Here is a 20,765-nt window from a genome sequence, read left to right on the forward strand (position 1 = left end):
ATGATTTTTACTCTTTCTCGTTTAACCAGATCGCGTAGCCTTAAACCCTGTTCTTCCCATGACCTTTTCATTGGAATTTGGGTTAGGTTTTTGATGATTTAACGAAAGGCCTTATGGTTAGATTTTAGATGATTTGATTCGTCTTATTGCCATTACATCATATTTATGGTATACTTAACGCTCCTTAAAAAGGAGGATGTTTAATTGAAAGATTATGAGGCATTAATTGTAATTAGGGCGATATTGACCGACGATAAGGTGAATGCGCTTTTAGCAAGATTTGAGAAAAAAATCGCAGATAATGGCGGAGAATTGGTTAAAATCGAAAAGTTGGGCCAAAGGCGCTTGCCTTTCCGCCTAAAGAAACATAAAAATGACAAAGAAGGGCTATATACTTTGATAAAATTCAAAGGCGGAGGAAGCCTCGTTAGCGTTCTTGGCGAAGATTTTCGCATTCAAGAAGATATAATCAGGCACATGATTACAGTTGTTCCTGAAGCCGAAAAAGTGATAGCCGAAGAAATTGCGTTGCAGCCAGCAGAAGAAGGGATAAGTGGCCAGCCTCAATAGGATCATTATTCTAGGAGATATTCTTTCCGATCCGGAAACAAGATTTTCAGTTGAAGGGGTTCCTATGGTCAAGTTCGCTATGCCGATTAGCAGCGGATTTAATCAAGCGAATAATCAGATCGAAGTCGTATGTTTTGGCAAGCTTGCGGAAACAAATAGCCAATTAGTTAGAAAGAATTTGAATGTTCTGGTCGAAGGCCGGATACAAATAAGATCTTTTGACGACCAGGGCGGCACAAAAAAATGGGTGACTGAAGTTGTTGCAACATCGTTAAAGATATTGGGAGCCCAAGGCAAGCCCGAACAACCGGCAAAACTTGCCGTTCAGGCTGTTGAAGAAGCGTTTGGCGAAGAAGAAGTCGAAGAACTTCCGCCGGACGATCTCCCATTTTAATGCTTCGACAAGGCTCAGCATAAATATGTATAACAAAGTATTTTTAGTAGGCAATTTAGCCCGTGACGCTGAAGTAAGATATACTCCGGCGGGACTTCCTGTCGCGAAGCTTACGTTGGCCGTCAACAGGCAAAAGAAGAAAGATGGAAGCGTGTCCGAAGCGGATTTTATACCGCTTGTAGCCTGGAGAAAGCTTGCGGAGATTTGCGGCGAATATTTAAAAAAGGGAATGCCAATCGCCGTTGAAGGGAATTTGCAGGTTAGGTCATTTAAAGGCCGGGACGGGCAAGATAGGACGATGGCCGAAGTAGTGATCGACAATATGCAAATGCTAGGATCGAAGAAACGGGAAGGAAGCTCCGAAAATAAATCAGAAGAGGCCCCGTTCTAGTAGAAATTTAGGAAATATAAAATTAGGAGAGTGTTTCGATGGGAATGAGATCAAAAGCAAAATCAAGAGGAAGCGCCAATGACAGCGGGACTGGAAAGCCTGTAAAGCGCAGAAGAAAAAAACCTTGCATATTCTGCGAAGGAAAACCGAATTTGGACTATAAAGATATCCCGTCGGTTAGGAAGTTCTTGTCCGACCGCGCAAAAATATTGGCTCGAAGGACGACCGGATGCTGCGCTCTCCACCAAAGGATGGTCGCAAAAACAATTAAGCGGGCAAGACAGATTTCGCTTATTCCTTACACGCTGGATTAACGGAGGGAACATGAAAGTCATACTTATTGAAGAGAACAGGGTCGCGGACGTTGCCGACGGGTTCGCGAGAAATTTTCTTTTTCCGAGAAAACTCGCAATCCTTGCGACAACTGTAAATTTATCAAAATTCGAAAAAAAGATGCAAGGGAAAACCGAAGAGATAGCCGCGCAGAAAAAAGCTGCGCAGGAAATATCCGACAAGATCATGGCGGCAGAAGTCATGATCAAAGTTGATGCATCTGAGGAAGGAAAACTTTTTGGGTCGGTTACAAACCAGGATGTCATTAATGCCGTAAAGGACCAGTTCGGCGTCGAGCTTGACCGGCGCAATGTCAATTTGAACGAACATATAAAGATGATAGGCGAATATGTCGCGTCCGTTAAGCTCCATCACGAAGTTACCGCGCATCTTAAGATAAAAGTTGAGAAAAAATAGAAAGGCATCCGACTTCCCCCATCTTCCGGGAGTTTACCTGTTCAAAGACGAGAATGGCCGGCCGATATATATCGGCAAGGCAAAGTCATTAAAGAACAGGGTCTCTTCTTATTTTCGCAGACCCATAACGTCGCCAAAAACCGAAGCCATAATCAAGAACTACAAGGCGCTGGATTATATCGTTGCTGCGTCCGAGCTTGAAGCGCTTCTTCTCGAGAACAAGCTCATCAAGCAGTATAAGCCCAAATACAACGTTCTTTTGAAGGACGACAAGAATTACCCGTATATTAAGATCACGATGGGCGAGGATTGGCCGCGCATACTGATGGTCAGGAAAAAAGAAAACGACGGCGCTTTCTACTTCGGCCCATACGAGGGAAAGAGCGTAAAAGAAACGATCAAATTATTGGCCAGGCTGTTTTTTTTAAGGACGTGCAAAGAATCCCCGCTCAAGATGAGGGTGCAGCCGTGCCTCCAATATCACATAAAAAAATGCTGGGCGCCGTGCATCAAAGGGATATCGAACGAGCAATACCGGAACCTTTGCGCCGCCGCGATAGAAATATTAAAAGGGAATCTTGCGGCCTCGATTAGCGCGCTTAAGAAGGAAATGCTGCAGGCGGCGCTTATGCATAAGTTCGAGCAGGCCACAAAATTGCGCAATCAGATATCAGGTCTGGAGCGGATAAAAAAAGTCAGGAAATCCTGGATGCCTAAAGCAAGGGTTAACAGGGGGAACCGGGCCGCGTCCGAACTCGCGCTGGCAATAGGCCTCAAGCATAGCCCCGACCGCATCGAGGCATTTGATGTTTCAAATACTTCAGGAAAACAGGTTGTCGCTTCGATGGTTGTTTTTGAAGGCGGGGAACCATTAAAATCAGATTATCGCAAATTTATTATTCGAAGCGTTTCGGACCAGAACGATTTTGCATCGATCAATGAAGCGGTGTACAGGCGATATGCTAAAACCCTGAAGGGGAAACTGCCGATACCCGATCTCGTGCTTATCGACGGCGGGATCCCGCAAATTGGCGCCGCAAAAAGCGCGCTTGCGAGGGCACGGACAAAGGTCCCTTTGATTTCATTGGCAAAAAGAGAAGAGGTCATTTATTTCCCGGACAGCCGTCCGCCATTAAAACTTCCGTGCGATTCGAAAGCCCTTCTGCTCCTTGAGCGGATTCGGGATGAGGCGCATAGGTTCGCTGTCGCTTTCCATCGAAATCGGCGGAATAAAGCATTTTATGGAAACTTGTAATGAACATGCCGATTATGTTAAGATTTTAAAATGAAATCCCGCATTTATATACTGTCCCTGATTTTTGTTTTAGCGATATCAACAGCGGCATTTTCAAAAACAGGCGGCGTTCCAGGGGTGGCTTTATCCGAACAGGAAAAGCTCGAGGAAATACAGAAGAAATTGGAATTGAGCAAGCAGAAGCTTGTTGAAACAAAAAAGAAAGAAGAACAGGCGCTCTTCAAGCTTGTCGTCACAAAAAAGAAGCTGAACATTGCCGAGAAAAGTCTGAAAAAAGCGAACACAAAGATCACGCTGAACCAGGAACAGATACAAAAGCTGGCAGTGGACCTTAAAACGACCAACGACCATTTGCTTGTAAAATCTGCCCAGCTCAAGAACCGGCTGCGCGAAATTTACAAGAACAGCAGCGTGAATTATCTCGAACTCCTTTTTTCTTCGGCCTCCATGTCCGATTTCATCAACAGGTCGTATTTCTTCACGAAGATCATCGAAAAGGACGGCGGGTTGATCTCCGGCATTGCGGAGGATTTTAACGAGCTTAAGACCGACAAAGAGCATTTGACAAAAAAAACAAATGAAATAAAACAGCTTGCGGAGGAGATCTCGGCCGAAAAAGAAGTGATCGCGCACGAGGCGACGGAGATAAACGAAACTTATGGCGAGCTCAAAGGCAGGCGCGAAAACTACGAAAAGCAGGTCGCGGAGCTCGAAAAGAGCTCGGCTGAAATGGAAAAAATAATCCTCGCAAAGATCTCCGAGAGGAAAAAGCAGAACCTTTCCATTTCTGGCAATACAGGCGCGCTCGATTGGCCCATGCGCGGAAGGATAACCTCCAATTTCGGCTATAGAAGGCACCCTTACTTTGGCGGCGGAAGGCATATGCATACTGGCATGGACATTGCGGCCCCTTTTGGTGATATAATTCGGGCGGCGGATGGCGGGGTCGTCATCTTTGCCGGATGGTGGGACGGGTACGGAAAAGCTGTTGTCATCGATCACGGGAGCAATATTTCAACATTGTATGCGCATATGTCACGGATATACTTACAAGCCGGGAATGCAGTTAAAAAAGGCCAGATGGTCGGGCTTTGCGGCAGCACCGGATATTCGACCGGCCCGCACCTGCATTTTGAGATCCGCGTAAAAGGCAAACCGCAGGATCCGAGGAAATATTTGCCATAAGGAGCATTAATAAATGAAGATCAATAAAAGATTTGTTGCTGGAGTAATTGTGGTCTGTTTTATTTTTTCGGTCGGGTTTTTTATCGGGAAGCTCAAAGCCGCGGAAGAACTTGAGAACAAATTAGAGGTCTTCCTGCAGGTATTAAGTCTGATCAAAAGCCAGTATGTCGAAAAAAATCTTGATAATTCGAAGCTTGTGTACGGATCTATCCGCGGCCTGTTGAATTCTCTGGATGATCCTTACAGCAGATTCCTCGATCCTCAAGGATATTCCGAAATGCGCGTCAGGCTCAAAGGGACGTACAGCGGGATCGGGATCTATATCGGGATAAAAGACAACCAGATCACCGTTATTTCCCCCATCCCGGGAACCCCTGCCGACAAAGAGGGATTAAAGGCAAAAGACAAGATTATGGCCATTGACGACAAGGCAACCAAGGATATGGCCCTTGAGCAAGCAGTCTCGCTCATCCGAGGACAAAAGGGCACAAAAGTCAAACTTAGCATACAAAGGTTCGGCTTTAAAGAGCCAAAAGATTTTAGTGTTGCCAGGGATAAGATAGAGATCAAGAGCGCAGCATTCAAATTATTGCCGGATAATATCGCATATATCAAATTGAATACTTTTGAAAAGCAAAGCGCGCCTTCCGAATTCAAAGACACAATTGATAAGGCTAAGAACAAGAGAGCCAGGGGATTAATAATTGACTTGCGCGGCAACGGGGGAGGGCTTCTCGATAATGCCATCCAAATAGGGAGCATGTTCGTCCCGTCAGGCGCGATTGTCCAAACTGTCGACCGCGAAGGGAATAAGGATATCAAGTATTCAACGGGGGCGGTTATCTGGAAACTCCCAACTATTGTGTTAATAGATGAATCATCAGCATCCGCATCAGAAATTTTGGCCGGCGCGCTGCAAGACCATAAGATCGCGACCATTGTCGGGACTAGGTCGTTCGGGAAGGCGTCAGTTCAAACTGTGCGCGTCCTTGAAGACGAGTCGGCGGTGCTTTTGACGATTGCAAAGTATTTGACGCCGAACGGTACAGATATTTCAAAAAAAGGCATTCAACCCGACATCGCGGTTGTTGAGCCGACAAGTGAAGCGGAAGCTGTGAGGCTTGACCAAATAGGGCATGATACCCAGCTTGACAAGGCAGTGGAAGTATTAAAAAGCAAACTATGAGCCATCAGGACAATAATATAAGGTTAGACGCGTCAGGCATGCTTGATGTTGTCTTGCGTGCGCCCGCTGACCTTATCGAAACATATAAGATCGAGCATGGCCCCGGACCGCAAAAAAAGTTTGATGGGATTGTTATCGGCGGGATGGGAGGGTCGGCGATCGCCGGAAATGTCATCTCGGACCTATTTTCACAATCTTTAAAAATATCTATCTATGTATGCCGAAGGTACGTCCTTCCTGCGAATTTTACGGACAAATCCCTGTTCATTGCCATAAGCTATTCCGGCAATACTGAAGAAACGCTTTCAGCCATGAAGGACGCGGAGTCGCGGGGGATGCAGATCCTTTGCATCACTTCAGGCGGCAAGCTTCGGGATATCGCCCAGGACAAAAAGTACCAGCTGATCGAGATTAAAAAGGAACTCCAGCCGAGAGCCGCGTTCTATATTATATTGACATCCCTCCTTAAAGCGCTTGAGGGCTTAAAGATCATTCCTTCGCAGGGAACAGATGTCATCGAAGCGGCAAAAGTTTTGGAAAATATGAGACCGGAAATGCAAAGACCGGATAGGACAAATGAAATAAAACAGCTTGCCCAAAAAATAAAAGACAAGGTACCGCTTATTTTCACGAGCGCCGGCGTGACAGAGGCTGCCGGCCGGAGGATGAAAACCCAGCTTAATGAAAATAGCAAGCTATCGGCCTTTATGACGGTTTTTCCGGAGGTCAACCATAACGAGATCGTAGGATATGCCGGCCTCAAGAAACAATCAAGCCCTTATTCAATGATCGTCCTGCGCGATGAAGATGAGCATATCAGGATAAACAAGCGGATCGAAATTACCAAGTCTCTTATCGGAAGCAATCTCGGCGGTATAAACGAGATCAGGTCCCGAGGCAAAAGCAGGCTTGCCAGGATCCTTTCATTGATATTTTACGGCGACGTCTTAAGCGTCTACACGGCGTTTGCGCGCGGGATGGATCCCACGCCAGTTGATATCATAGAAAAACTTAAGAAGGAATTGAACAGGTGAAGGCAGTAATTATAGCCGGAGGGCTTGGCACCAGGCTCCGCCCTCTTACATATAATACCCCGAAACCGATCGTTCCTGTCGCGAACAGGGCGTTTGTGATCCACCAGATAGAACATCTAAAACGGCATGGGGTTTCTGAAATAATTTTGAACCTCCATTATCTTCCGGACGCCATTAAGCAAGTTTTGGGCGATGGGTCGCAATTCGGGGTCAAACTTTTCTATTCGATAGAAAGCGACCCTCTGGGCACGGCCGGAGCCGTAAAAAATGCTGAAGAATATTTTGGATCTGATCTTTTGATCGTTTTCAACGGGGACGTGCTGACCGACCTGAATATCTCGAAAATGGTCGATTTCCACAGGCAAAAAAAGGCGAAAGCCACTATCGCATTGACCCCCGTTGAAGACCCGACCGCATATGGGCTTGTGCTGACAGGCGAGGATAGCCGCGTAAAAGAATTTTTGGAAAAACCGAACTGGGAGAGGCTTGAGGGGATCGCAAAGTTCGAAATAAACGCGGGAACATATGTTATCGATCCTAAGGTTTTCAAGGATGTTCCCAAAAATACCCGATACATGTTCGAGCATGACCTTTTCCCCAAATTATTAATGGACCGCGAGCGGGTTTTTGGATATTCTTCCGCGAGCTTTTGGCTTGATATCGGTAATATTGCAAAATATAAGCACGCCCATGAGGCGATACTTAGGGGAGAGGTCGCCGTCAGGGTGCTTGGCATGCGCGAAGATGGGGCGTGCTTTATTGGGCGAGGAGCAAAAGTCGCAAAATCCGCAAAATTAATCAGTCCCGTATTGGTAGGCGAGGAAGCGGCAATAATGGACGGCGCAGTTATTAAGGATTATTCGGTTGTCGGCTCCAAGGTAGCAGTCGGGGCAAATTCCACGGTTGAAAACTCGATCATATGGGATAATTCAAGCATTGGCGAACACGTAAAGCTGTCCCAATCGATTGTTGGCTACAACTGCAGGATCGAGGACAATTGTTCGATCAGGGGAGTGGTTCTCGCGGATAATTCCTTGGTCGCAAAGGGGACGATTTTCAATGCTTAATGTTATATCCGGGAAAGAAATCGAGGCGGAGATCTTAAAGATAATCAGCAAAGAAGCTTTTGACAGATCAACAGAAAATAAAGTTTCAGAGATCGTACTTAATGTAAAAAACAGGGGCGACGGGGCTATTTTCGAATATACAAAAGCTTTCGATAATATTGAAATCAACGAGTTCAGCGTAACTGACCAGGAATTTAAGGATGCGTATTCCAATGTCGGCAGGGACTTTATCGAATCGCTTGAGGTATTGGGGAAAAATATAACCGAGTTCCATAAAAAAGAAAAAGGATCCGAATGGTTTGAACAACAGGACGAAGACGCCGTTGTCGGCATAAGGAATATACCGCTTGGATCCGCCGGCATCTACGTCCCGGGAGGTCGCGCGAAGTACCCTTCGTCGGTCCTGATGAATGCGATACCCGCAAAAGTTGCCGGTGTGCCAAGAGTCGTGATGGCGACCCCGCCGCCGATCGATCCGCATGTATTGGTTGCCGCGGCCGAGGTAGGCGTAAGGGAAGTTTATAAGATCGGCGGCGCCCAGGCGATAGCCGCGCTTGCTTACGGGACGCGTTCGGTCGCAAAAGTCGATAAAATAGTCGGTCCCGGGAATATATATGTCACAATCGCAAAAAAGCTTGTTTCATACGATGTCGGCATCGATTCTTTGGCCGGGCCGTCGGATATTTTAATAATCGCCGATTGCGACGCGGAGCCGCAGTATATCGCCGCCGACCTATTGTCGCAATGTGAGCACGATCCTCAATCCAGGGCAATTCTTGTCACTGATTCCGAGACCTTGATACCAAGAGTCTTAAAGGAGATCGAAAGCCAGTTCAAGAAATTAAAAAGGCAGGATATCATCAAGGGATCCCTTGATGACAACGGCAGGATATTCCTGGTCCACAAATTAAAAGAAGCAATAGATATCGCGAACAGGATCGCCCCCGAGCATTTAGAGATATTGGTATCGCCTCCTCAAAAGATATTTGAAAAAATAACGAACGCGGGAGCGGTTTTTCTCGGGCCATATTCGCCTGTCGCGATCGGTGATTACGGAGCAGGCCCGAATCATGTGCTGCCGACCAATGGGACAGCAAGGTTCTCTTCTCCGCTTGGAGTTTACGATTTTGTGAAAAGACAGAGTTTTCTTGGATATACAAAGGGCGCACTGAACAAAATAAGGAAATTTTCATCAAAAATGGCCGAAGTTGAAGGCTTTGACGCCCATAAAAGGGCTATAGAGATAAGATTTTCTTAACCCTCACCCATATTTTTCTAATTTGAATTCTTGTTGCTATTTACCCTCTCCCACAGGGAGAGGGGTTGATTGGAGAAAATTTCAAAAATTAAAAAAAATGGGTGAGGGGTTTAATGGCATCTATCGGATTTTCTCTTGATTCAATCCAATTTACATCCTTGAATCTTTTAAACCAGGTCATTTGTCTTCTAGCAAAGTTACGCGTTCGTTTTTTTAGCTCTTCGATCATTTGTTCTTTAGTAAAGTTACCGTCTAAATATTCAATTACTTCTTTATAACCCAAAGCTTGGAAAGACCTAATATCCTTTGGATAGCCTTTTGCCAATAAGCCTTTAACTTCGTCAATTAGGCCTTTTGCGATCATATTATCGACGCGCTTATTTATGCGTTCGTATAATATCTCTCGTGGGAGGCTTAATCCTATAATTGTGTAGCTTGACCCCCTCTGTCCCTCGACAAGCTCGGGACATCTCCCCCTTACCAAGGGGGAGAAAGAGAGGGGGTGTTTCTTCTGCAATTCCGATATTGGTTTCCCAGTAAGTTCAAATACTTCCAAAGCTCTTATTATTCTTTTTTTATCATTCCGATTTATTTTTTCGGCGGCGGCAGGATCTATTTCAGATAGTTGTGAGTAGAGCGTAGGAGTCGGGATGGATTCAAGTTCCTCTCTAACTTCTTTATTCGTTTCGACGATCGGGAATTGAAATCCTTCAAGTAACGACCAGAGATAAAGCCCCGTTCCTCCGACGATTATATACCCCCTCTGTCCCTCGACAAGCTCGGGACATCTCCCCCTTATCAAGGGGGAGAATGAGAGGGGGGGTATAAGCTTATTTACCTCTCCGACGAAATCGGAAACCGTCCATTCCTCGTTCGGATTTCTAATATCTATAAGATGATGAAGAATTCCCTGTCTTTCTTCGGTCGCGGGCTTTGCTGTTCCAATATCCATACCGCGATAGACCTGCATGGAATCGGCCGAAATGATCTCTCCATTTATTTTCTTGGCGAGTTCGATGGAAAGCTTTGTTTTACCGACGGCTGTTTGGCCTAAGAGGATAATGGGGTTTATATTTGGCATTATTTTGAGATCTGATTTATGATATTTTCTATATTGAAAACAAGATAAAAAGGGATCGACAATAATTTGTACTGAATTACATGGCTGTTAGAAAGCGAAAGGCTGTGCTCCTCAAGCGTTAATTGCCCGTTGTATATCCTTATCCCTAAATTTAGCCCGCTGCGGTACAGGAATTGATGGAGAGACTTTAATGAACCGTGGCTTCCCGCCTTAACCTCGATGGGGCACAAACGTCCGTTTAATTGGATGATATAATCTAGTTCTGAAGATGTCCCTTTCTCTTCCCGCGTCCAAAAAAATAAAGGCCGCCTATCTCGGGGATCTAAGGCGAGCAATTCTTGCCCAACAAATTCTTCAAATAGCGCCCCCTCAAAAAAAGGATTAATTAATTTGTTGTAAATCTGGTCTTTGGACAAATTGAGCATATGAGCGCAGAGCCCAATATCGAGAAAGAATGCTTTTGGGGCAGATTTTAATTTCCTGGTTAGCGGGGCTGAAGTGTTTACCGTAGGGAGGATCCTTTCCACAAGCATAGCTTCATGCAAAATATTAAAAGCCTCGGAAATGTTTTTTGATGCTGTATTTGTCCCTGATAGTTTTGAGTATTTTATCCTATTGCCTATTTCAAAAGGGACCCTCTCCCAAACAAGCTTTAAATATTCTACTTCTGAACTTTTTGAGTATTTCACAAAATCCTCTTTAAACGACAAAGATAATGCCGTATGGAATTCCCTGGCCAGCTTAATGCTTTTATTAGACATGAAGAGTTGTACTGCTTCCGGCATCCCGCCGATAACCATATAATCAGCCAAAAGCTTCAGTATCTTTTCATGGATAGGGGCTGCTAATGGCTTGTTGATTTTGCAGTTATTAATGTTTTCCAAAATAATATCTTCTTTTAAAGCATTAAGAAATTCAACAAAAGATACCGGATAAAGATATAGGAATTCAACTCTTCCCACCGGAAAGGACCATCCTTCTTTTTTCATCCTGACTTCTAATAGGGATCCGGCCGCAATTACGTGTAATTCGGGAATGTTTTCATAAAAATAGCGCAATAATCTTATGGCTGGAATTGAATTTTGTATCTCATCTATAAAGAGAAGCGTTTCGCCGGGAATTATCCTTTGGTTGGCCAAGCTTTCGATGCTTTGGATGATCTCGTCAATATTTTTTACTTCAGAAAAGATCTTATTTATGGCATCGATCTCAAGGTTTAATTCCACCAAATGTTTAAACTCTTTTGAAAACTGCCTAATTACAGTGGTTTTCCCTGTTTGCCTCGCGCCTCTTAAGATCAGTGGCTTTCTGTTTTCCTTGGTTTTCCATTGCAGCAGATCTTTTTCTATGTTTCTTTTGAACATAGAAGCATTCTACCAAAAGAATAGGTTGTTTGCAACATATGTTTACCAAGAGAATAGGTTGTTATTGCGAATTTTGTCTTAATAGACTCAATCACGTTCGTTGCGAAGTGCTATTAGCCTGACTAAATTCAATACTGCCATCGCAGTTGCCGCGATGTAGGTTAAAGCGGCCGCATTTAGGACCGATCGCGCCATGGGGATCTCGTTTACAGTTAAATAGCTTCCATCGGACAATAATTTGATCGCGCGTGACGATGCGTTGAATTCAACTGGCAGAGTAATTACTTGAAAAGCCACAGCCAATGAAAAAACAATGATGCCGATATCCATTAACATCGGGAAGCTAAATATCAAGCCCATAAAAAAAAGCGGGATGGCCATGTTTGACCCAAGCATCGCGGCAGGGACCAGATTGTTCCTTAAGGCCAATGGCGCATAAGCTTTTGAGTCTTGGATAGCATGGCCCACTTCGTGCGCCGCGACCCCGATCGCCGCGACCGAATTGCTGTTATAAACGGAAGTTGATAAATGGAGCGTTTTATCTCTCGGGTCGTAATGATCCGTAAGCTCTCCTTCAACTTGCTGGACCGGGATCGATCTTAACCCTGCAGCATCGAGGAGAGAACGGCTGACTTGTGCCGCCGTATTTCCGCTTGCGGCTTTAACTTCGGAATATTTGCTGAAAGTCGATTTGACCTTGAATTGCGCGTAAACCGCTAGCAGCATTGCCGGAATTAATAATATAAAAGTAGGATCGGAGTAAAAAAACATTATTCTTCCCCTCCTTTTCTAATAGATTCTTTTCTCAAACATCAAAAACGACCCTCGCTTTATTTTGTGTAAGTTCAAGCCCGTTAAAAGTCGCCTCTTTGATCGCCCTATGCATCAGGTGAAGCGATTTGTTGATGCGTTCGCCGTTTACTACAGCCTCAAGGCTGTTGTCGCTTAATCTTGTAATATTGAATTCGCGGAATAGCATATGTTTTGCGTCCTCAAGATAATTGAGTTCGTTAAGCCAGTTGATGAAGAGATCTTCGCGGTCGTCGCCTTTGACTTTTACCGTAAATGATTCAGCGGTTTTTACAGCTTGGAGCTCTGTCATAAGCGAGAACATGGCAAATGCGGCATTTTCGAAAACTTCTTTTATGTTCTTGCCGTGGGCAATGATCCCGATATCGGTTGGATGTTTAATAGTTTCAAATTTGTTGATCATATGACTTTGAAGCCGCCATGCTTCTTGAAATGCTCTACCAGTCCGCCTTCAGAGAGCAATATTTGCATGGTTTTTGGGAGAGGCGCTATCTTGATATCTATCTTCTTGGTGTTGTTCACGATCTTTCCGTTATCGAAATCAATTGTCAGCTCGTCGCCTTCGCTTATTTTGTCGGTATCGCATTCGATCGCTGGAAGCCCAAGGTTGAAGCAATTCCTATAAAATATCCTTGCGAATGATTTTGCGAGCACGACCGCAATATTCGCGTATTTAATAGCCATTGGAGCCTGTTCCCTGGATGATCCGCATCCGAAGTTGCGGCCCGCGACCAAAAAGTCGCCTTTTTTTACTTTTGAGAAAAATTCGGGGTCGATATCTTCCATTACATGCTTTGCGAGTTCAACAGGGTCTTGGATCTTGAATTTATATCGGCCGGAGATGATATAGTCGGTGTTTATATCATCCATAACTTTTAGAGTTCGGGCGCTACCTTTGAGTTCCATAATTGAGATAATTTTAGCATATAACTAATATTGAGTAAATAAGCGAAGAAACTTCAATTCTTCCAATATCCTGTCCAGGATTTCCATTTTCTTTTTCACTTCGATATTGTTGTTGAGGGAAGAGCTGCGCTTGACAGCGTCGTAGACCAGCCCTGCAGCCGCAATCAGCTCCTCAAAATGTTTCTGCTTGAATGAAATCGTCAAAGAATGTTTTTTCTTTAGCAGACGTTTTAAGCATTAGATTCCTCCTATATCAATAGTTTACTACTTCAAGAGAATATGTCAAAAGCGGACCTCTCTGTATTCCTTGCACACCAAGGGATTACGGACATAAAAAATAGTTTGCCTCATAGTGAAATTTTCGGGGGGGCTGTCGATATATATGCGGGCCAAAAAGAAAAAGATAATCCATGGGAAAATGGGTTGATTTTTCAGAGGTCTCAGAAGCAAGAAAGTGGACAAGCATGGGTAGGAGCCCTTATATAAATTATGTTATCCTTTGAAATTAATATTAGCCGCATTAAAATCCCTGGCCATGGGCGCTTGGCGTCTGTTCCGAATGCAAGGGAAGCGGCTAGATTTTTGGGCCAGTTTCGAAGTCAAACAAGGATTGACCTATCATCGACCGCAGAAAACCCAAGCTTTCCATTTCAACGGCTGGCCGATAAATTGCGCGATGTCGGGGTGGCTGGATTGGCCGTTAATCCCATCGAATACAGCGACAAATCTAAATCTGAAGAATGGATAGTTTCCATATTAAAAACAATTGTACGCCGACCTCACGAAGTTGCTGCCAATTTAGATGAATTTCATATTTCGCCGTTATTTTCTTATGTTGTTGACCCGGGGGATTTGCCCGCTGTCCATCAAGCTATTCGTCAGAGAAGATTAGGATTTCTGGAGATAGATGATGTATGGAAGCTGGCAAGCCCCTTTTTATTGCCTACCGAATTGGTTAAGATCGCAACCATCTGCAAGGGGCGCGGGATTGGAAAAGCCATAGGGCATCCCTTATTTCCATCCGAGGTCGCGCCCCGCTTAATTGTTGATTATATTGTTCGCCGTATGCGGACACCTGACCTATGGTTCACGGCAGACAAGATCGAACACCACATCGAACAAATCGGCGATGGTGATTTTTTTCGCTGCGAGACTTCTTCAATACTTGCTCTTTCAGTGTTATTGCGCGGCGGCTGGTATTATCTATATTTTACCGAGGAAGGTTCGCCAGAAGTCAGGTGGTGCGACGTAATCCGCAATATCCGCGGCGGTTTACTGGCAAAACCGATCGTAGCTAGGGAACAAATTCTTACCCTGCTCGAGGTTGAGAAGCCGCAATTAACTTGGCTTTTACGCAGGACAATGGAAGATGATTTTGAAAAAGAAATAACCTCGTGATATTTCTTATTCTTAAAGATACTTTCTCGGATCAGCTATCTTCCCTTCAATGACCGAAGCTGCCACTGTTGCCGGGGATCCCAGGTAAATAAATGAATTGACGTTCCCCATCCTGCCTTTAAAGTTCCTGTTTGCTGTTGAAATAACATTTTCCCCATCAGATGGCACGCCATTGTGGGTACCAACACATGGTCCGCATCCAGGTGTTACAGCGACTGCCCCGGAATCAAGCAGTGTTTGATATGTCCCATCTTTGATCATTGCCATCAAAATATCTTTTGATGATGGGGCGATTATAAGCCTGGAATCGGCATGGACTTTTTTCCCTTTTAAGATCTTTGCCGCAACTTGGAAATCTTCAATTCTTCCATTTGTGCAAGTTCCGATGAACCCTTGCTGGATAGGTGTTCCAATGACTTCGGTAATCGGGCAAACATTGTCTACCGTATGCGGTTTTGCGATCTGTGGGACAAGTTTTGTAACATCTATCTCAACTGCTTTGGCATAGACCGCATCTTTGTCGGCTTCGACAGGGTTTGGTTTTCTTTTTGGATGATGAGCGGCAACCCATTCCATGACTTTTTTATCAGCCTTCATAAGGCCAGCTTTGGCCCCGCATTCGATAGCCATGTTTGAAATAGTAAATCTTTCGTCAACTTCCATGGCATCGATTGATTCTCCGTAAATTTCGAGCACCATATAAGTCGCGCCATCAGCTCCGATCTGGCCGATTAAGCTTAATATTAGATCTTTTGAATAAATTCCTTTTGGCAATGCGCCTTTGTAAACAACTTTCATTGTGTCGGGAACTTTAAACCAAAGTTTTCCCGATATCATTCCGGCCGCGAGATCCGTTGATCCAATGCCTGTCGAAAAAACATTGATCGCGCCATATGTGCAAGTGTGAGAATCGGCGCCTATAACTAAATCACCTGGAACGACATGCCCCTGTTCAGGGGTTATCTGATGGCAAACACCGCATCCAATGTCGTAAAGCTTGATGCCTTGGTCTTTTATGAAATTTCTGATCTTGTGGTGGATCGCTGAAACGCCCGAATTTGGCGAGGGGGAGCTATGGTCGATGATTATCGCGATCCTTGACGGGTCAAAAACTTTTTTTGCCCCCATTTTGTTGAAAGAATCGATCGCAACGCCTGAAGTCCCATCTTGCCCGATCATAAAATCCAAATCGGCGATTACTATATCTCCTGCATGGGAATCAGTTTTGGAATGGTTCGACAATATTTTTTCAGCGATAGTTTTGGGCATAATAAATACTTTCCTCCCGAGTGAAATTTTTAATTTTGATTTAAAGAAAGAAATTTTCCTTCTTTTTTTGCTTTTTTCATTATTATGGATTTCTTGTCAATATTTTTAAATTCTTCCGGAGTATATCCTATAATATCCATAGGCACAGACCTCGTAACAGGATCAGCTCCTTGAATATGGGACAAGAGTTCCAAGCGCTTCATAAATTGCATTTTCTTAAAATCTGGAGAAATAACAATAAAATCAATATCGCTATCCTTATGCGTTTTACCTGTGGCAAAACTGCCAAATAAAAATACGCCATTCACCCTAATATTACTAGGAATATGCTTTAAAAAAGCATCTATTACTCTTTGTGGCTTAATTTTTTCTCTATCCATGAAAACACCTCTTTTGTTTTTGCAAAATGATAATCAGCTGTTTTTTTGTCGTATCGCAATACAGGGCCTTTATGGGAAATATCCGGATAACGAGCCGGCTGATAATGCGGATTTAATTGTTCGATATAATTTTTGAATTCAATGGGCGGGTCCAGCCCGCTTTCCTCAAGAAGAAATATTAAATTGTGGACTCTTTTGGGTTCTTTGCCCATATCAACAAGTATTGTTTTTAATATTTTCTCGATGGCTTGTTGGCAATGAAGAACAGCTAATTGATAAGAATAATGTGATTTTGGATGTAAAACTAGAACTTCTGCCGCTTCTAAATCTGCCTTTGCGTATTCAAGCCATTTTTGAACTAAATATTTCATAAAAAAACACTTCCCTCCCAGATGAAATTTCTAAAATCACTAAACGATAATATATTGTACCAGATTACAAGAATTTGGGTAAGCGCAATAATAGGAGGAAACAAAAATGGCAATTGGTGAAGGTGTCGTAAGAGCGCGCATAATTAAGTTCAGGGCTTATTCCTGTTCCTCCTGCGCTCCTTGAGCTTCGGAGGACGAATTAAAAATTACCCGGCTTTGGTGAGTAGTCCCGATCTAATAACGGGATTGAAAGCTAAAGCTGGGCACTATTTCTTCTCTTTCTTTAATTTCAATTCTTCTTCAACCATTTTGACTTTTTGTGCGATGTAAGGATCGAGCCCTTCTATCTGGTTTAGTTCCCTTAACAAAGCGATAGCTTTCGGCTGGCGGCTTATTTCGGCGAGCTCCAGCTTGGCGCGGGCTGCGAGGTCGGTATAAGCGCCCGGAAATTTAATGATTTCTGTTAACGTTTTTTCAGCTTTCTTAAGATCCGAAAATTTCGCCCTTCTTCTTAGCAATTGGGCTCTGATCAGCTTGGTTTTTAGCGCGACGTAATCTCCAGGTCTTTCCCTTAATAATCTTTCCGCCCTGTCGCACAAAGTTATCGCTTCGGTAAGTTTTTTCGGGAAGTGGTAGAGGACAAGCTCTGCTTTGCCGAGCATTCCGCGGGCTCTGAAATACCAATGTGCCTTTCTTTCTTTTATTAATTTTTCATGAAGGCGCATGGCGATCGTGTGATCTTTTGCTTTTTTATCGTCGCGAACAAGCCTAAGATCGGCTTCGATCGCGTAAGTTTTTGCCATAAAAAAATCGGATAGGTCGGTTTTGAGGTTTTTCCTTGCCGTTTCGCAAAGGGCCAAGGCGCTTTTTATAGCATCCGGCTTGATCCCGGGAGTTAAAAGTTCGGCTCGACCGATCTGGGCCCTGGCCCTCAAATATTCGGACCCGTAATTCTGCAGTATCTCGCTATATATCCCTTCAGCCCTTGCATAATCTCCGGGATTGTTGCGCCCGACCAGGGAGTCCGCCAGCCGGAATTTGATCTCCCCGATGTCCGATCTGAAAGGAAAGCTCTTAATAAGTTTTGTATCCCTTTCGATCAGCTTGTCGAGCTTTTCTTTTTCAGACGGGGCGGGGTAGTCGGTTTCCATCTGCATCGAGAATTCGGTAATTGGCGATACTATTGCCATTGATATTTCTCCTTATTTAATGTATTATATCATATCAATGCAACGCGATAAAGAGCTAGCAGAACTTGAGAAAAAACTTGGAATATCCTTCCTGAATAAACAGCTTTTGAACCAATCACTCACCCATGCGTCTTTTGCACACGAAGAAAAAATACCCGATAACGAAAGATTGGAATTTTTGGGCGACGCGGTGATCAAACTTGTGATATCCGAATATATTTACAATAAATTCCCATCAAGGCCGGAAGGCGATCTTACGAAAATCCGAGCCACAGTCATTTCCGACGAAACTTTGGCCCGCGAAGCGAATACCGTTAAACTTGGAGAATATTTGCTCCTATCTGAGAATGAAAAGAAAACAGGCGGCGACCGCAGAAAATCAAATGTCGCAAACGCGTTCGAATCCCTTGTTGGCGCGATCTATTTGGATGCGGGCCTCGGGAAAGTCCGGGATTTTCTGCTTGATTTCCTAAGAGCAGAGATCGACAAGGTAAGCCGGGAGGGGTATATCAAGGACTACAAATCCGCACTGCAGGAATTTGTCCAAAAGAAAAAATGGCTGCTTCCCCAATATAAGGTTCTAAAAGAATTGGGGCCAAGGCATGAGAAATTATTCGTGATCGGGGTCAAAATCAAAGGGAAGATAATGGGCGAAGGCCGCGGCATGAACAAGAAAGAAGCCGAACAAAAAGCCGCCGAAGAAGCCCTGAAGGCTCTCCAATGCATGTAATAATAAAAGATGGGACGATACTTGATGCAAGATCTCAAAAAGAGATTAAAGCGGATATTCTAATAGAAAACGGAAAGATAAAAGAAATCGGAAAAAATCTTAAGGGCCCGGCAAATACGACCATAATCGATGCTGAAGGGCTATTGGTCTCTCCGGGACTTATTGATATGCATTGCCATTTAAGGGATCCAGGCGATCCGGAAGACGAATCTATTGAATCGGGAACAAGATCTGCGGCGCTTGGCGGATTTACGACGATCGCCTGTATGCCAAATACAAATCCACCTCTCGATAATTCCGCCATGATCAAATATATTACCTCAAAATCAAAACAGGTCGGAGTTGTAAACGTTCTTCCTGTAGGCGCTGTCACAAAAGGTCTTTTGGGAAGACATCTAACAGAAATGGGAAAGATGATCGAGGAAGGGGCCGTAGCATTTTCTGACGATGGAATGCCGGTTTCAAATTCGCAAGTAATGAGGCATGCTCTTGAATACGCGAAAATATTCGGGACCACGATCATTTCACACTCCGAAGATCTAGAGCTGTCCGCGGAAGGGCAGATGAACGAAGGGGGCCTCTCAACGATACTTGGCCTGAAGGGGATCCCCGCTCTTGCTGAAGAGACTGCCATTGCAAGAGATATCGACCTGGCAAGCCAATTTGGCCCGATACATATAACCCATGTTTCAACCGCAAAGTCAGTAGATATTATCAGGGAAGCGAAAAAGAAAGGCATTCCGGTCACTGCCGATACCTGCCCCCATTACTTTTCGCTTACAGAAAATGCTGTTGAAGGATACAACACACTTGCCAAAGTCAATCCCCCATTAAGGACGCAAGACGATGTCGAGGCGATAAAAAAGGGACTAAAAGACGGGACGATCGACGCGATAGCGACCGATCATGCCCCGCACAAAGCTGAAAAGAAAAATGTCGAATTCGCTTCCGCCGCCAAGGGATCGGTCGGGTTTGAGACAGCCCTTTCACTGTCACTAGCGGAATTAAAGCCTTTATTAAGCGTAAATCAAATAATTGAAAAATTAACTTTAGCCCCATCAATAATATTGGGCATTCACAAAGGTGAAATTAAAGTTGGCGCCGATGCAGACATAACGATTATCGACCCAAACGCGGAATATGAAATTAATATTGAGGCTTTTGTCTCGAGATCAAAAAATTCCCCATTCGATAAAAGATTCGTCCGAGGCAAAGTCCTTCACACTATCGTCTCTGGTAGAATAGTGGTCAGAGATGGTCGACTTGTGCAGTAAATCCAAACTTCCAACATCCAACTTCCAATTTGGTTTTTGGCATATTATTTTTGGGATTTGTTTGGTTGTTGGAAGTTTGATGTTGGGATTTTTTCTTTTAGGGTGCGGCGTAGATCAAGGCGTCAAAACAATCTCGGTTTCCTCTTCGTCAAAAACTATCGGCTTAAATAAGACGCAGCAATTTTACGCTTATGCTTTTGATGCGTCGAACGCGACGGTTTCAAAGACCTTCACGTGGGGAGTTGAAGGGTCGATAGGAACAATAGACGCAGCCGGATTTTTTTACGCGGGGGCCTCGCCAGGGTCAGGCTCTATTTCCGCTTCTGTTGATGGGGTGACGGGCAAATCGACTGTCGTAGTCACAACAAAAGGGACAATAACAGGAAAAATAATAAACCAAGCGGGCGATCGAATATCGGACGTCATAATTACTGCATCATCGCTTTCGGCGACATCAAATACAAGCGGCGATTATTCCATAAACGGCGTCGCATATGGGACATTCGAGGTTAAGACCCGGGAAAACATATTATACCTTTCAGCAACAACCGAAGCTTTTGTTTTGACCGGTGAATCAACCACGGCAAATATCACGCTTAATGACCGTTTTTCGGTCAAAAATGAAAATATAAGCGGAAATCCCATAACCATTTCAGGGAAAGTGCAAAATAACGGGACAACAGAGGCAGCCGGTGTTTCAATAATGTATTCTTTTTACGATGCTGACGGGAACCTGTCTTCTTCGGCAACACGAAACCTTGGAAACATTTCGGCGCAAAGCTCAAGCTCATTTAATTTGTCGCCCACTCCGATAATCAGCGCTTACTCAAGGGTTGCAAAGACGGTTTCCGCTGCAGGATTCTGAACTCTGACGAAAAACGATCAACTTCCCAGGCATACGA

Annotated in this window: 23 protein-coding genes and 1 pseudogene; 15 read left to right on the plus strand and 9 right to left on the minus strand. The window is 44.3% G+C overall.

The features are described 5' to 3' along the window. The first annotated feature begins 204 nt into the window (after positions 1–204). The 11 genes and pseudogenes from rpsF to hisD all read left to right on the plus strand — a co-directional run bounded on the left by rpsF (position 205) and on the right by hisD (position 9,090). Positions 205–570: pseudogene (gene rpsF / locus HZC34_04485) on the plus strand (30S ribosomal protein S6). After that, positions 554–964, plus strand: a complete 411-nt coding sequence (gene ssb, locus HZC34_04490) for a single-stranded DNA-binding protein (protein MBI5701089.1) — start codon at positions 554–556, stop codon at positions 962–964. The pseudogene rpsF and the gene ssb (HZC34_04490) overlap by 17 nt, the downstream one beginning before the upstream one ends. A 25-nt stretch (positions 965–989) precedes the next feature. Continuing rightward, positions 990–1,355, plus strand: coding sequence for a single-stranded DNA-binding protein (ssb, locus tag HZC34_04495; protein MBI5701090.1), 366 nt, complete (start codon positions 990–992; stop codon positions 1,353–1,355). A gap of 44 nt (positions 1,356–1,399) precedes the next feature. Beyond that, complete coding sequence (locus HZC34_04500; protein MBI5701091.1) at positions 1,400–1,669, plus strand: 30S ribosomal protein S18; 270 nt, start codon at positions 1,400–1,402, stop codon at positions 1,667–1,669. 10 nt (positions 1,670–1,679) lie between these two features. Next, the gene (rplI, locus tag HZC34_04505) at positions 1,680–2,105 is read left to right on the plus strand and encodes a 50S ribosomal protein L9 (protein ID MBI5701092.1); all 426 of its coding nucleotides are present in this window, start codon (positions 1,680–1,682) and stop codon (positions 2,103–2,105) included. Then, on the plus strand, positions 2,092–3,360 hold the full coding sequence (locus tag HZC34_04510) for an excinuclease ABC subunit UvrC (protein MBI5701093.1): 1,269 nt from the start codon (positions 2,092–2,094) through the stop codon (positions 3,358–3,360). The genes rplI and HZC34_04510 overlap by 14 nt, the downstream gene beginning before the upstream one ends. Positions 3,361–3,390: 30 nt before the next feature. Next, complete coding sequence (locus HZC34_04515) at positions 3,391–4,545, plus strand: peptidoglycan DD-metalloendopeptidase family protein (GenBank protein MBI5701094.1); 1,155 nt, start codon at positions 3,391–3,393, stop codon at positions 4,543–4,545. 13 nt (positions 4,546–4,558) lie between these two features. Then, a complete protein-coding gene (locus HZC34_04520) occupies positions 4,559–5,731 on the plus strand; it encodes a S41 family peptidase (protein ID MBI5701095.1) in 1,173 nt (390 codons plus the stop codon). Then, entirely contained in the window at positions 5,728–6,765 is a 1,038-nt protein-coding gene (locus HZC34_04525; protein ID MBI5701096.1) for a bifunctional phosphoglucose/phosphomannose isomerase, read from the plus strand. Before HZC34_04520 ends, HZC34_04525 begins: the two co-directional genes overlap by 4 nt. Further along, the gene (locus HZC34_04530) at positions 6,762–7,832 is read left to right on the plus strand and encodes an NDP-sugar synthase (GenBank protein MBI5701097.1); all 1,071 of its coding nucleotides are present in this window, start codon (positions 6,762–6,764) and stop codon (positions 7,830–7,832) included. The genes HZC34_04525 and HZC34_04530 overlap by 4 nt, the downstream gene beginning before the upstream one ends. Then, entirely contained in the window at positions 7,825–9,090 is a 1,266-nt protein-coding gene (gene hisD, locus HZC34_04535) for a histidinol dehydrogenase (GenBank protein ID MBI5701098.1), read from the plus strand. Before HZC34_04530 ends, hisD begins: the two co-directional genes overlap by 8 nt. An 88-nt stretch (positions 9,091–9,178) precedes the next feature. Here the strand turns inward: hisD and miaA are convergent, their stop codons facing one another. The 5 genes from miaA to HZC34_04560 form a co-directional block, all read right to left on the minus strand. After that, positions 9,179–10,171, minus strand: a complete 993-nt coding sequence (gene miaA / locus HZC34_04540) for a tRNA (adenosine(37)-N6)-dimethylallyltransferase MiaA (protein MBI5701099.1) — start codon at positions 10,169–10,171, stop codon at positions 9,179–9,181. Beyond that, positions 10,171–11,535: an ATP-binding protein gene (locus tag HZC34_04545; GenBank protein MBI5701100.1), complete on the minus strand. Its 1,365-nt coding sequence runs from the start codon at positions 11,533–11,535 to the stop codon at positions 10,171–10,173. The genes miaA and HZC34_04545 overlap by 1 nt, the downstream gene beginning before the upstream one ends. Positions 11,536–11,622: 87 nt before the next feature. Continuing rightward, a complete protein-coding gene (locus HZC34_04550; GenBank protein ID MBI5701101.1) occupies positions 11,623–12,306 on the minus strand; it encodes a zinc metallopeptidase in 684 nt (227 codons plus the stop codon). Positions 12,307–12,340: 34 nt separating this feature from the next. Further along, the gene (locus HZC34_04555; GenBank protein MBI5701102.1) at positions 12,341–12,748 is read right to left on the minus strand and encodes an archease; all 408 of its coding nucleotides are present in this window, start codon (positions 12,746–12,748) and stop codon (positions 12,341–12,343) included. Further along, positions 12,745–13,251, minus strand: a complete 507-nt coding sequence (locus tag HZC34_04560; protein ID MBI5701103.1) for a 3-isopropylmalate dehydratase small subunit — start codon at positions 13,249–13,251, stop codon at positions 12,745–12,747. The genes HZC34_04555 and HZC34_04560 overlap by 4 nt, the downstream gene beginning before the upstream one ends. A gap of 489 nt (positions 13,252–13,740) precedes the next feature. On the opposite strand from HZC34_04560, the gene HZC34_04565 reads away from it, so the two are divergent. Next, positions 13,741–14,649, plus strand: a complete 909-nt coding sequence (locus HZC34_04565) for a hypothetical protein (GenBank protein ID MBI5701104.1) — start codon at positions 13,741–13,743, stop codon at positions 14,647–14,649. Positions 14,650–14,661: 12 nt separating this feature from the next. Here HZC34_04565 and HZC34_04570 read toward each other — a convergent pair whose 3' ends face one another. From HZC34_04570 to HZC34_04585, 4 genes are all read right to left on the minus strand, one after another. Next, positions 14,662–15,918: a 3-isopropylmalate dehydratase large subunit gene (locus tag HZC34_04570; GenBank protein ID MBI5701105.1), complete on the minus strand. Its 1,257-nt coding sequence runs from the start codon at positions 15,916–15,918 to the stop codon at positions 14,662–14,664. A 29-nt stretch (positions 15,919–15,947) separates the two neighbouring features. Further along, entirely contained in the window at positions 15,948–16,298 is a 351-nt protein-coding gene (locus HZC34_04575; protein MBI5701106.1) for a nucleotidyltransferase domain-containing protein, read from the minus strand. After that, positions 16,265–16,669, minus strand: a complete 405-nt coding sequence (locus HZC34_04580) for a HEPN domain-containing protein (GenBank protein ID MBI5701107.1) — start codon at positions 16,667–16,669, stop codon at positions 16,265–16,267. Before HZC34_04580 ends, HZC34_04575 begins: the two co-directional genes overlap by 34 nt. Positions 16,670–16,935: 266 nt before the next feature. Beyond that, positions 16,936–17,859 carry a hypothetical protein gene (locus HZC34_04585; protein MBI5701108.1) on the minus strand — a complete coding sequence of 308 codons (924 nt, stop codon included), beginning with the start codon at positions 17,857–17,859 and terminating at the stop codon, positions 16,936–16,938. Positions 17,860–17,896: 37 nt separating this feature from the next. Here HZC34_04585 and rnc point away from each other — a divergent pair, with 37 nt between their 5' ends. The 3 genes from rnc to HZC34_04600 all read left to right on the plus strand — a co-directional run bounded on the left by rnc (position 17,897) and on the right by HZC34_04600 (position 20,728). Next, positions 17,897–18,589 carry a ribonuclease III gene (gene rnc, locus HZC34_04590; GenBank protein ID MBI5701109.1) on the plus strand — a complete coding sequence of 231 codons (693 nt, stop codon included), beginning with the start codon at positions 17,897–17,899 and terminating at the stop codon, positions 18,587–18,589. After that, positions 18,580–19,863: a dihydroorotase gene (locus HZC34_04595; GenBank protein MBI5701110.1), complete on the plus strand. Its 1,284-nt coding sequence runs from the start codon at positions 18,580–18,582 to the stop codon at positions 19,861–19,863. Before rnc ends, HZC34_04595 begins: the two co-directional genes overlap by 10 nt. Before the next feature lie 79 nt (positions 19,864–19,942). Further along, positions 19,943–20,728, plus strand: coding sequence for a carboxypeptidase regulatory-like domain-containing protein (locus HZC34_04600; GenBank protein ID MBI5701111.1), 786 nt, complete (start codon positions 19,943–19,945; stop codon positions 20,726–20,728). Positions 20,729–20,765 lie beyond the last annotated feature (37 nt).

The organism is Candidatus Saganbacteria bacterium, assembly GCA_016223245.1.
In the GTDB taxonomy this organism is placed as follows: domain Bacteria; phylum Margulisbacteria; class WOR-1; order XYC2-FULL-46-14; family XYC2-FULL-37-10; genus JACRPL01.